The following is an 11,915-nucleotide window of genomic DNA, read 5'->3' as shown; positions in this document are numbered from 1 at the left end:
TTGAGTTACCTCAGTAGATATATTCTTTTTGTTTACTTATCTTAACATAGTTCGGTTTTTTTGCGCCGACCTACTTAGTGTATTGTAAATCAATAAATCGTCGCTGAAAAGCCGCATCAAATACTTCCCCTCTCGCTCCTAATTTTTCATGAATTGTATGGACTTTATTGACAACGTGCGCTAAAATTTTCAACTTAGCATCATTTCACTGGGAAAGTGAAAAAAATCACATTCCGCGCCTGTCCGTGCCACTCTCAACTTCGTTTTTTTGGTCAAGGTGGGCGGGATTCCAAGGAATATCGTACTCAAATCTTATATCTAAAGTCTAGTGACAAGCTGAGTCGTGCAAGCTATTCTCTAGGCAGCTAACGCTGCCCCCGCTTAGCAGCTATTTTAACGCACAAAGATGCAGACCAAAACCCCCACCGATACAGCTAAAAGACGAAATAAAGAAAACGGTTCATCCAAAATAAAACCCAAGGCAAGTGTTACCTTAGAACGAACCAAACCTTTGGTCAAAGATGAGCAAAAAGTTGAAGAAAAATCCGAACACCAGTCCCCCGATAGCGATTCTCCCCAGCTTTTATCACCAGAAATTAAGCTAGTTTGCACCCAAGACAATTTAGCCAACCATCTCGAACTTGTTAGCAAAGCTGTCCCAGCAAAACCCACCCATCCAGTATTAGGAAATGTCCTCTTAGTCGCTTGCAAAAAAACACAGCGAGTCCAACTTACCGTCTTTGACATGAGATTGGCCATTCAAACATCCTTTGATGCCAACGTTCAATCTCCCGGCGACATGACCATTCCAGTCGGACTTCTCAGTGAGATTGTCGGGAAATTCTCGCCCGGAGATATCACTTTAGTCAGTCGCGAAGCCTTGAATCGCGAAGGTGAAGATAGCGAAGATAGCGGGAATAACATCACCTTGCCAGAGGCTGTTAGCAACAGTCCAGTTGCTACCCTAATTGCTGCTTGCGGTCGCTATCAAGTTCGAGGGATTTCGAGTGAAGAATTCCCTGCTATTCCTGAAGTAAAAACAGCGCAAACAATTTGCATCCCCGCTGAAACGTTGAAAGAAGGGCTGAAAGGGTCACTGTTTGCCACCGCTACCGATGAAGGCAAGCACATCCTGACAGGTGTTTACTTCAAAATCTGCCAAGATACCCTCGAATTTGCTGCCACAGACGGCCACCGTTTGGTTGTCCTCAATACTTCAATTCAAGGTTTTTCTAAGAAGAAACAAGCGGAAATTGCACAGCCTCTAGAGCTTACAGTCCCAGCTAAATCGCTCGCCGAACTGGAGCGAATTTTATCGAGCAGGACATCCGCTGACCCAGTAGAGCTTTCTTACAGCACTGAGAGCGCTCTGGTAGAATTCCGGTGGGGAGCGCAGCGCTTAGTAACGCGCTGTTTAGAAGGCACATACCCAGCTTATCCCGATTTATTGCAGCAGGATTTCCAACATCAGATAACGCTGGAAAAAGCACCTTTCATCAAAGCTATAGAGAGAATTGCTGTGCTGGCAGACAAGAAAGAAAAAACGCTCAGCATCCGCATTAATAGCGAAGCACAGCAAGTGTCACTGTCGCTTTTCAGAGAATTTGGAAACGGTTTGGAACAGATGGCAGCGCACGTTAACTCAGACAGCAATTTGTCAATTTCATTCAACATAAAATACCTGTTGGAAGGTGCAAAAGCGATCGCTAGTTCCCAACTCCAAATGCACCTCACTCAGCGCGACGGCCCCGCCATTTTAGTTCCTGCTGGCAACCGCTCCAAGCCCAACATCCTAATGGATGCCAAATACTTGTTAATGCCGATTTTCAAAGACTGATGTCTTTTGCAAAAAAGGCTCGCTTGGCAGAAGTAAAAATATTGAGTTTTTTACTTCTCTCTTCTTCTGAGTGCAAACTCCGCAAATATGACTCTAATTCTCAGCAAACAATTACACCTAACCATTCAATCATGTACGCAGCATTACCTCAAAAATACCGCCCTCGTAGCTTGTCTGAACTGGCCGGACAGGAGTACATCCAAAGGACACTTTCCAATGCGGTCAAAACTAATAAAATTGCTCCGGCTTACTTGTTCGCCGGCGAACGGGGAACGGGCAAAACTTCAACGGCCCGCATTTTAGCTAAATCTCTCAACTGCACCAGTGCAGACAAACCCACAGTAAAGCCGTGCGGCAAGTGCCAATCCTGCCGCTCGATTGAAAAAGGCAGCAGCTTAGACGTTGCTGAAATTGACGCGGCTTCCCACAACGGCGTGGATGACGCTCGCGCCCTGATCGAGCGATCGCACTTCGCACCAGTTATCAGCCGCTACCGAGTGTTTATTTTAGATGAAGTTCACTGCCTGAGTTCCCAAGCTTTTAACGCTCTTCTAAAATGTTTGGAAGAACCTCCGCATCATGTAGTGTTCATCTTGTGTACAACAGAGCAACACAAAGTGCTGCCAACAATTAACAGCCGCTGCCAAACGTTTCTGTTTCGATCGCTGCCAATCCCAGCCATTGTCAAACAGCTAACAATGGTAGCTGAGAAAGAGTCAATTGCAATTGCCGAAGCAGCTAAAATTGCGATCGCCCGCGCCGCGAATGGCGGGATGAGGGACGCCTTGCAGTTGCTCGACCAGTTGAGCTTATTAGGAGAGGAAATTACCAGTTCTCACGTATTGGAGCTGTCAGGGCGGATACCGGAGTCGGATTTAGTTGCAATTTTGAAATCGACCCGCACCGGCAACGCGCTGAAGCTGCTGCAACTGTCCCGCGAACTCATTGACAGCGGGAAAAGCCCTAAAATGCTGCTGGCGTCGCTGCTAGCCTGCTACCGGGACTTGTTGCTTGCAACGAGCGTGCCGGACTGTTCGCTGATGCTAGTTAGCGGCATTTCGCACTCGGCCCTGATGGAAATTGCCTCTGCTTGGGACTGCAATGCGATCGCTGCTGGCCTCGAACAGTTGCAGGCTTCGGAATGGCAGCTCAGCAAGAGCGCTCACCCAACGCTGTGGCTGGAACTCTGCTTGCTGGGATTGGCGAGGATACCACAATTAAAACCCTACGCCGCAGAGAACGCTCTTGCTAACCCCTGGCAGCCCGAGCGCACCCAGAAGCTGCCCAGTACCTCCAAGTTGCGATCGCCCCGTTCCAAGGAGCGAGCCATTTGGGAAAAAGTGCTCTCAGCAACTTCTGAGAAGAACCGCGCTTTACTCTGTGCTGCTTCCCTGGTAGCACTGACGGAAAAGAAAGCGGTGCTGGCCGTGCCCGCCCAATACCTGGACAAGTTCAACCGGAACGCAGCTAAGGTGCAGAAGATATTTCTGGCTGCAACGGGCGTCCGCTATCAAGTGTCGTTCGAGGAGAAGAACGGATGATTAGTTTGCTGATAGGGGATGACCTCCACGCGATTCACAAAAAGCTTTCTGCCTTTAAAAAGAACCTCGACCCCGCTTGGATTGGCTTCAATTATCACCGCTTTGATGCTTCGGCATTGAATGAGGCGGTTGACTGCGCCTTAACTCCCGCCTTGGGAACGGAAAAAGCAAAGTTAGTGGTGATAGAAGGGTGTAATTTCAAACAGTTTACTGAAGAGGCGCTGGAGGTTCTCCAGTTGCTCCCGCAGGTGCCGGAAAAGACGCACCTGGTTTTTGTAGCGCCTTCCATTGACAAACGCCTGAAGGTGGCAAAATTCTTGCTTTCTCAAGCTAAGCTGTTCGAGTTTGACCTTATTCCCCCCTGGCGAACGGATCTCATTGCCCGATCGATCCGAACTCAAGCTTTGGCAATAGGGCTGTCGCTGAACTCAAATGCTATTGATTACTTGGCGGTTGCGATCGGCAACAATCCTGCCCGCGCTGAATCAGAATTACACAAGCTGGCAACTTACAGCAGGGGTGCGAACCTCACTTTAAAGGAAGTGAGAGCGCTGGTTCCTTCAACTACTCAAAATAGCCTTCAGCTTGCCGAAGCGCTTAGGGAAAATAGCTGTAAGAGAGCCGTTTATTTGCTGCTTGAACTTTTGGCAATAGGAACTTTCCCGCTGGCGATTTGTGCAACGCTGATTACTCAATTTAGAACTTGGTTGTGGGTGAAAGCGGCGATAGTTGGAGGAGTTAAGCAAGATGCTGAAATTGCCCGGATTTGTCAAATTGCCAACCCAAAGCGAGTGTACTTTCTGAGAAAAGAAGTAGCTGCTGCTTCCCTAACATCTCTTGCGGCTGCGATGTCCCTGCTGCTTGACTTAGAGGGTTCGCTGAAGCTTGGGCGTAAAGGGGATTCCATGTTGCCTGCAATTCTGGCGATCGCCCAACTCTTTCCTCCTAAGAAAGCAAGGCTAACAAAGTAGGAGCGATGTAGAAGTGATGTAGGGGCGATGTAGAAGTGATGTAGGGGCGATATAGGGGCGAGCGCGAGTGTTCATTCCCCTCGTTTAACTAATGCAAGAAGTTAAACGGGGGAAATTTTTATTTTTTTACCAAAACACATTATAAAACTTATTAATTAAACTAAAGTCACTCCAATGTTAATGCTTGCTACTAAAAAAAAAACCCTCACAGAGATGCCAAAAATGTGGAAAAATTCGTAATGAATGGGCTAAATCCTCCAACAGCCATTATGTTTCTAGTAATTGTAAGTCTGAAATACAACGTGATAAAGGCTCTGTTATAATTAATTTTAATTACTTCTCCATTTTTAATCAAAAACGATATCATAATAATCAATAATTAGTTAAAAATATTTAAAACACAATAGTCTTTTATTATACCATAATGTAGCGCATTGCTAGTTTAAGAAATATGCTATTCTAAGAATGTAAAAGTAGCGAACCTTTTGACAGTGAAGGCGACCTGCCGATACAGCCCGCGCCGCCCCGACAGAGAATAACCCCAGCTTTCTGTTAGGAAACCTTATTGGGTTTAGCAGGCAAAGGTACAAAGCCCCAATCCCCAAATAAACAACCAGGGCTATCCAAATGAATAAAAATGAAACTGTGTCGCTCTCAGTCAGCGACGCGATTCAGCATATTGGTCTTGACCAACTCAAGCCTCACCCTCGCAATGAGGAAATTTACGGGTGCACTGAAAGTATTGCTGACCTGGTAGAGTTGATCCAACTCAAAGGCTACGTCCAACCGCTGACCGTCAAAACAGATGGCACGATCGTCAGCGGCCATCGGCGGTGGAGGGCGCTAGCAGCGCTGGGCTGGAAGTCTGTCCCAGTTATTGTCTGCCACTTCCAGACTGAAGATGACGAGCTCTTCGTCTTGGTGGCAGAAAACCGCCACCGCCACCAAAGTCCAGTACAGAGAATTCGGGAAGGAATTGTCGTGGAGCCTATAGCTAGAGAGCTGAGGAACAGACACGCTGCTAAGAAAGCTCGCCACCAAGCTGCTGGCTCAGCAGAGCCGCCCTTAAAGGACAACCAGCAACCGCTGATGGAAAATTTTCCATTGAACCCGATCGACTTAGGTCTGACTCCAAGGGAAATGGAACTAACGGAAAATATTGTGGCGGCTATAGTCGGCTTGGGGTGCGGCAGGAACTACAGGAAAGGGCGCATTGCCGTCAAAGCTGCCGACGAGCTCAAGAGAGACAGCCCCGAATTGGCTGCAAAGTGGTTGGACATTATTAATAACCACAGCATAGATGTAGGGTATCAACTTGCGAAGATGCAGGAGGACAAGCGAGTAGTGGCGTTGGCGGCGCTCTCGTCGGGAGCAGCGAAAAGCCCGAAACAAGCTAAAGCTCTGATTAAGGCTGCTTTGAGAAAATCTTCCGCCTCGAAGAAAACCGAGGGCAGCAGTAGTAGCGAGGGGGTTCAAGAAGGCGATTGCGGTGGAGAATGTAAAACTTGCACTCCTTGCGAACCAATTACGGATGAGGGAGTCAAAACGCGCTTTGGTCCAGACAGCGCGGGGGCATGGGTTATTGTCAAAATCCCTTTTATTCCTAAAGAAAAAATAGCGGAAAGGAAGTGGAATGGATTTTGGGGCCGGATTGTGGAAGTTGGAGCGACTTTGAAAGTCGATATGGGTTCAGAGGTGGTATCGCTCCTTCAATCGGATGTGGTGGCGATATTGAACCCAACGCCGAGTTTTTGCTCAATAGCTGAGCGGATTCTCAGGCTGCAAAGCTTCGGCACGGTGTACGAGTTTGGGAAAATCGTCTTGAACAGGATGCAGAGAAAAGTGGTTTGGGATGCAGCAGCGCTAGCTTATCTGGATGCTGTGGAACAGGTGGAATTGGCGCGGCGGGCGATCGAGCAGGCTTTGTAATGAGGCTCTCGTTTACTGGCACTAAATTCGTAATTAGCGATAGGTTTCTTTAATTCCGAATTATTGGGGCATTAGCTTGTACCTTTAATTACGAATTATTCAGTCACCCCTCGTTGGGGCGATCGCACAACTAGAATTTGTTTGCGTACTCGCGATCACCCCCACAATCTTATCCTTTACGCGGCAGACGGTAACTCTTCAACTTCTTTCCCCAAAAACCGTTCGTTGACGATTTCCCTGTAAGCCTCTAAATCCGGCTGCCAATTTTCCAAAAGCTTGTACAAGTGTTGCAGTTTCTCGCCTTCTAATTCCCCTGCAATCTCATACTGGAAGCTGCCGGAAAACAATACTGCGGGAGTTGGTTCGGCATCTTGCAGTTGCAACAAAGCTTCGGCAACGCTTAAGTTAAGTTCTCCTTGTTCCAGAGAGTAAACTAAATTGACAGCAGCTTTTACGGGAGCTTTCCCTACATCAGACCAAGTGCCTTTCGAGAGTAAAGTGGAGGTGATGAACTCGCGCGCCGCATTTTCATCTCCCCCTTCAAAGGTGACGAAACTTCTCGGATTGATGCTCAAATTTTGATAGTCGGTGCGGGGTAGTGCTTCAACGTACTTGCGGATAATGGCAGGAATTTTTACGTCTTCTTGTGATTTTGTAGAGAGAGATTCGATGAAGGTGATGGCGTTCGATTGGGCGACGATATTGATGCCGTTGGTGAAGGCAACCTGAGAGATTTGGGGGCTGAAAACGGGAGGGCGGGCGAGTTCCCAATCGGCGGGGACGATGCCGCTGTATTTGAGGAAATCCGAGTTGAGGAGGGTGGGAGAGTGGTTTTTGGCCGTCAGGGCTAAAGCTAATTCTTGGATGGTTACTGTGGGTGTCATGGCTGTTTGTAGAGCGATATTATGTTAAATTTTATACTGTGCAGGTTGTCTTTGTACAGGGGGAAGTTCGTTTGCGATCGATGTTGGGTTTTTGGTAGCGAGAGAGGATTAGCAGCAGTTGCGAGGGAACTTTCTGAAAGTCCATCTGAGGGCAAAATTTTATGCCCAAAGCTTCGCGATGGCTCAAATGGGCTGTACTCGGATACTGCTTGAAATATTCATCGCCAATGCGCGGTGCTTTGCATCCGCAAAAAGCACCGCGCATTGAGGGTCAGCCGTAATCGCCCAATCTCTAACCTAATATCCTCAATATTTTTTTTAGTCTGCAATTACTTAATTCAACAAGATGGGTGTTGCGCGCTGTTCATCAACATCAATCCGAAAGAATCCCTCTGAGGGATAATAATAACGGATAGCGTCCTCCCAGCCCAAATCAGGCACCCAGAAAGGATGCTCCCCAGTAGTAGAAATCACCTCTCCATCCACATAAAAATCTACCAGCGCATCAGTTTCCCGCACAAACATATGCAAAACCTGCCACGCCTCAATTTCCCCCGGAGTAGTTTGGTAGTGTGTAAATTCTCATCAGTGACGCTGGTGATGCGACCGAACTGGTCGTAACCCATCAATATTTTATCGCCATTTTGGAAAGTTGTTTCAACTTTCTGCCCGTATTCATCGTATTTATAACGAATGCTGCGACCTAATGCATCAGTAACTCGAACTAAATTGCGACGCTTGTCGTATTCAAACTCCGTGCGTTCGTTTAAAGCATTAATAACAGCTTTGATTTGGCTGTAAGCATCGTATTCGTAAGTAGTGGTTTGATTGAGTTGGTTGGTTTCGGTTTTCAGCCGTCCTTGTGAGTCGTAGGTCAGCGATAAGCGAAAATTATCGAAGTAAATTGTTTCTTGAATTCAGGCTTTGTCATCGTAAACATAGCGGATTGTACGATTTTTGGAGTCATACTTCATCCATTGGGTATAAGTTTGACCGTTCAGGTTAAATGTGGAGTTAGGTTCATAGGGATGTTGATTTCGGCTGACCAGTAGATTTTATGTAATTGCAACAATCGTGCAGCGGACAATCTCCACAGCGGGGAGTTTTAGCCGTGCAAACTATTGCTCCGAAGTCTAACAGCGTCAAGTTCCACTTTCCTACATCTTTATCGGGGGCAACTTGTTCTGCTGCCTTCCAGAGCAGCTTGCAGCGCGATTTGACTCGGTTGCCCTGCAAGCCAAAAAAACGTTCCAATATGCGGGCAACGTTGGTATCGAGTACCGCTTTTGGTTGGGAGAAAGCATGGGCGCAGATGGAACGCGCCGTGTACAAACCGACTCCGGGGAGTTTGAGCAATTCAGATTCCGTGTGGGGAATTTTGCCGTCGTGTTGTTCGAGGATGATTTGCATTGACTGGCAGAGTCTTTCGGCTCGAAAGTGCAAGCCTAAAGATTGTAAAGCGACAGCAACTTTTTCTATAGGCGTTGCGGCCAGAACTGCTAAGGTAGGATAGCGGGAGATAAAGGCTTCATAAACGGGAGCTGCTGTTGAGGCTACCGTTTTTTGCAGCAAGAATTCAGCGATAAAAATGGCGTAAGGGTCGCTCGTGCGCCGCCAGGGAAAGTCGCGCAGGTTTTGGGATGCCCAGGCTTTGAGTTGGTTGTGAAACCAATCGATTTTTGCTGTTTCGAGATATTCCGCTTTCTCAGAATTGGAAAGTATGTTGGTCATAGCGCTTATCATCATATAGCTCAAGATAGATCGCTTAAAATTCTCCCACCGTTTTCAAAATAGGTGCGGAGCCACTCTAGGAAGTCTCGTTTAAACAGTTCGTACAATTCAAAAAAATTGTTAAGAGCATTTTTTTCATTTATCCAATGTTTGCCCAAATGATTCGATAGGATCGTTGTCTCTCTCATAACAAGTCAATTAAGCTTTTACCTTTATTGCAAGAGGAGGTGCGAAGCTTTTCTAAAAATTCGGCTGACAATTTATCGACCTTTTTCAGATTTTGTAAGTCTTCCATTTCCTTGGCAACTTCCTGCTTGGCTAGCGGATCGTTGGCAATTGGTTCCAACATATCTTGAGAGTTTTTTAATTCGTATAGCTTGTCTCTTTGACCAATAAATCCCTCAATAGTGTCAAATCTAGCATTTCGCACTACTCCAATAATATATTTAGAGTCCGATGTTAGTAGGGCGGTCAAAGTAGAGTATAGTGCCGAAATAGTGAATTGAGCTTCAAAAAGGTAATAAGCATCACAAAATTCATCTGAATCCGAGTCCGGCCAAACACCTTCACCGTCAATTTTTTCCATTAATTTACGAATTTTTGACTGTGCGATTGATTTCTGTTGTAGAATTAGCCAAACTTCATCCAGCACTTCTCTTAGTAAAGAGGGCTGTCCCCAATTCGCCATTCGAGAAAATTTATCGTACATTGGCAGCATTCTTTCACAAATAGAAGCGGCAAAAGCTACTTGGTGAAGATGAGACAGTTGTTTTAGCTCTTGTTCTAAAGTATCGAGTTCAAAAAAATGACTGCTCATGATAGATCGATTAAACTTCGACCACCATTGTAAGAAGAAGTACGCAGCCACTCCAAAATTTCTCGATCTAAAATCTCTATCTCTTTTAATCGTCGTAAATCCTCTGTTTGTTTCGCCATTTCTCGAACTGCAAGTCGGTGATTGGCAACTACCTGCTTGTATTTTGTCATATCTCGCGATTGCAGTAGGCTGAAAGTTTCATCGAAATTGATAAAGGCATCAATCGTATTGGTAGCGCGCTCAGCTACTTTAAGAATAGCTTCCGGTGTTGGATTAAGACAAGCTTCGAGAGTATTGCACAATGCAAAAGCTGCTTCCTGCGCTTCTAAAGCATATCCAGCACCAAAGTCATCTGAGTGGGGAATTATTAGATCGCTATCGCACTCATTTATTAATTGAGAAACTCTGGTTTTATCTACTGAATTGTTTTGTAGAAATTGCCAAAGTTCATCCAATGCTTGCCTCAGAACATAAAAATTGCCAAAATTTTCGCTCTTTGAGAATGCGTTGTAGTTGGGAAGTAACCTTTCGCAAATAGAAGCTGCAAAGGCGAGTCTCTGAAAAGAAGGTATGAATTCCAGTTCTGTTTCTAAAAAACTAAAATCAAAAAAGTTGAGCTGCATTTTTTCACCATCCATTAGTGGTAGCCCGAGTGGAAATCAGCCGTGACTCAACCAACTTGTTTGAATATCAGACCTTCTAACCCATTATTTTCAACGCAATCCTTAAAAGTTTGTGAAACGAGCGCTCGATTTAACTCGGGTAGTCTAAAAATATTTCTATCGCCTATACACCCGTCTTTAAAAGCAAAAGAATCTATTACCGTCACACGACCGCTATGAGAATTTCTCCCTACTACAGAACGCGAATGATCCAGGCAGTCAACTACATCTAAGACTTTGATTGCAAAATACCGCTCGCCAGTAGTAGTACATACTACTGGCAGTAACTCTACACTTTCACCCATAATTGGCTGTAGAATCCTCGCAGCTCTTTCGCTCAATGTCAGATGAAGTGCCACAATAGATGGAAAATCACCAGGTTTTCCTTTACTATAAACTTCAACAGGAATGGGCTGCCAAACTTCGGGAACCTCATACCAATGAAGGTCTCCCAGAAAATGCAGAAGTAGGATTTCGTCCTCCTCATTTACTGCCAGAAGGCTATCATAAATATTAGCCTCTGGTTTGGGATTATATATATTCATAAAATTTACTCCTTGATATTAGGGAAACGTCTTTGCTAGTATTTCAGCTTTAATAGCCCGCAATTCAGCTTCTACCTCAGCTTTGGAATCCAGAAGAACAATTCTACCAGCTACTTCAAGAATTGCGCGGTCTGTGTGAAGTCCACTTTTCCGATGCTCATCCTCAGTTAGTCGCACTCCATTCAATGCGCTGTTAATATCAATTCCGTAAGATTTAAGTATCTGGCGAGCAGCCCTGGCTAGGGGATCACCGCTAGGAACAAGATGATGTGCCTCATCGCCAGGATTAAATACCTCACCCGCAGCTTGCATATTCTTACGAAGTTTTGCAGCGTTTGAGCTTGACGATTCAAAAACATAATTATCCAAATACTCCTTAAGCCCCAACAGTGGAACCCGCGTAATCAAAGGCTCCGGTTTCTCAGGATTCGGCATCGGGAAAGGCTCAGGAGACGGAGGAAAACCATCCGCAGGTGGCCTGTTAATCAAAATCTCCGGTTCCGACGGGCGAGGCACTGGAAAAGGAGGCGGTGCGGGCGGAAACTCGTTCGGCGTTCCTTCCTTGAACGCGAATACAGTCGAAATTATAGGCTGGGCGATCGCAATTCAAATTTAAATTGCTGAATTTTTCTTTTCAATAATAAACTCTTCTAGTAATTCAAAAAACACATCTAGAGCATGTCTCTCGTCTTCTGAATAAAATAAAACTACGGTAGCCCATGATTGAGTTGAACTAATTTTAAATCTTTTTTGCAGCCATTCTTGAAAACCAGCAAACTCTTGTTCTTGTTGTGTTATAGGCAAATTTAGTTCGCGTCGAGCATAATTGTATCCATCCAAGAATGCTTGAAGATGAAAAATAGACCGTTTTCCAAAGTAAGCAGGAGGTCTTTTTTTGATTTTCTCTAATAAATCGTACAAATTGTCCATCCGATCCTCTAATGTAATTCAATTAAAGCTTGCATAGAAAATTGTGACATATTTTGCGGAGGTGGAGC

General features: G+C 45.5%; 13 protein-coding genes. 4 read left to right on the top strand and 9 right to left on the bottom strand.

Annotated elements, in window-relative coordinates; genetic code table 11:
• Positions 1 to 406: 406 nt before the first annotated feature.
• The 4 genes from dnaN (at position 407) to QT992_RS27900 (ending at position 6,278) form a co-directional block, all read left to right on the top strand.
• Entirely contained in the window at positions 407 to 1,837 is a 1,431-nt protein-coding gene (gene dnaN, locus QT992_RS27915) for a DNA polymerase III subunit beta (RefSeq protein ID WP_325314617.1), read from the top strand.
• Positions 1,837 to 3,378, top strand: coding sequence for a DNA polymerase III subunit gamma/tau (gene dnaX / locus QT992_RS27910; RefSeq protein ID WP_333378251.1), 1,542 nt, complete (start codon positions 1,837 to 1,839; stop codon positions 3,376 to 3,378). The genes dnaN and dnaX overlap by 1 nt, the downstream gene beginning before the upstream one ends.
• Positions 3,375 to 4,349 carry a DNA polymerase III subunit delta gene (holA, locus tag QT992_RS27905; RefSeq protein WP_333378247.1) on the top strand — a complete coding sequence of 325 codons (975 nt, stop codon included), beginning with the start codon at positions 3,375 to 3,377 and terminating at the stop codon, positions 4,347 to 4,349. Before dnaX ends, holA begins: the two co-directional genes overlap by 4 nt.
• A 627-nt stretch (positions 4,350 to 4,976) precedes the next feature.
• Positions 4,977 to 6,278 carry a ParB N-terminal domain-containing protein gene (locus QT992_RS27900; RefSeq protein WP_333378245.1) on the top strand — a complete coding sequence of 434 codons (1,302 nt, stop codon included), beginning with the start codon at positions 4,977 to 4,979 and terminating at the stop codon, positions 6,276 to 6,278.
• A 176-nt stretch (positions 6,279 to 6,454) separates the two neighbouring features.
• Here the strand turns inward: QT992_RS27900 and QT992_RS27895 are convergent, their stop codons facing one another.
• The 9 genes from QT992_RS27895 to QT992_RS27855 form a co-directional block, all read right to left on the bottom strand.
• Entirely contained in the window at positions 6,455 to 7,162 is a 708-nt protein-coding gene (locus QT992_RS27895; RefSeq protein WP_333378243.1) for a hypothetical protein, read from the bottom strand.
• Positions 7,163 to 7,193: 31 nt separating this feature from the next.
• Complete coding sequence (locus QT992_RS27890; protein ID WP_333241826.1) at positions 7,194 to 7,427, bottom strand: hypothetical protein; 234 nt, start codon at positions 7,425 to 7,427, stop codon at positions 7,194 to 7,196.
• Between the two features lie 68 nt (positions 7,428 to 7,495).
• Positions 7,496 to 7,687: a hypothetical protein gene (locus tag QT992_RS27885; RefSeq protein WP_333378240.1), complete on the bottom strand. Its 192-nt coding sequence runs from the start codon at positions 7,685 to 7,687 to the stop codon at positions 7,496 to 7,498.
• Positions 7,688 to 8,182: 495 nt separating this feature from the next.
• Positions 8,183 to 8,893 carry an A/G-specific adenine glycosylase gene (locus QT992_RS27880; protein ID WP_333378237.1) on the bottom strand — a complete coding sequence of 237 codons (711 nt, stop codon included), beginning with the start codon at positions 8,891 to 8,893 and terminating at the stop codon, positions 8,183 to 8,185.
• Between the two features lie 184 nt (positions 8,894 to 9,077).
• Positions 9,078 to 9,710 (bottom strand): DUF416 family protein, encoded by a 633-nt coding sequence (locus QT992_RS27875; RefSeq protein WP_333378234.1) that lies wholly within the window; start codon positions 9,708 to 9,710, stop codon positions 9,078 to 9,080.
• Positions 9,707 to 10,348 carry a DUF416 family protein gene (locus QT992_RS27870; RefSeq protein WP_333378232.1) on the bottom strand — a complete coding sequence of 214 codons (642 nt, stop codon included), beginning with the start codon at positions 10,346 to 10,348 and terminating at the stop codon, positions 9,707 to 9,709. Before QT992_RS27870 ends, QT992_RS27875 begins: the two co-directional genes overlap by 4 nt.
• A gap of 32 nt (positions 10,349 to 10,380) precedes the next feature.
• The gene (locus QT992_RS27865; protein ID WP_333378229.1) at positions 10,381 to 10,917 is read right to left on the bottom strand and encodes an imm11 family protein; all 537 of its coding nucleotides are present in this window, start codon (positions 10,915 to 10,917) and stop codon (positions 10,381 to 10,383) included.
• Between the two features lie 18 nt (positions 10,918 to 10,935).
• Positions 10,936 to 11,406, bottom strand: a complete 471-nt coding sequence (locus tag QT992_RS27860; RefSeq protein WP_333378226.1) for an AHH domain-containing protein — start codon at positions 11,404 to 11,406, stop codon at positions 10,936 to 10,938.
• A gap of 123 nt (positions 11,407 to 11,529) precedes the next feature.
• Complete coding sequence (locus QT992_RS27855) at positions 11,530 to 11,847, bottom strand: hypothetical protein (protein WP_333378224.1); 318 nt, start codon at positions 11,845 to 11,847, stop codon at positions 11,530 to 11,532.
• Positions 11,848 to 11,915: the final 68 nt, after the last annotated feature.

The organism is Microcoleus sp. T3_D1, assembly GCF_036700405.1.
Lineage (GTDB): Bacteria > Cyanobacteriota > Cyanobacteriia > Cyanobacteriales > Microcoleaceae > Microcoleus.
The sequence above is the reverse complement of the archived record's forward strand: the minus strand, read 5'-3'. Positions and strand labels throughout refer to the sequence as shown.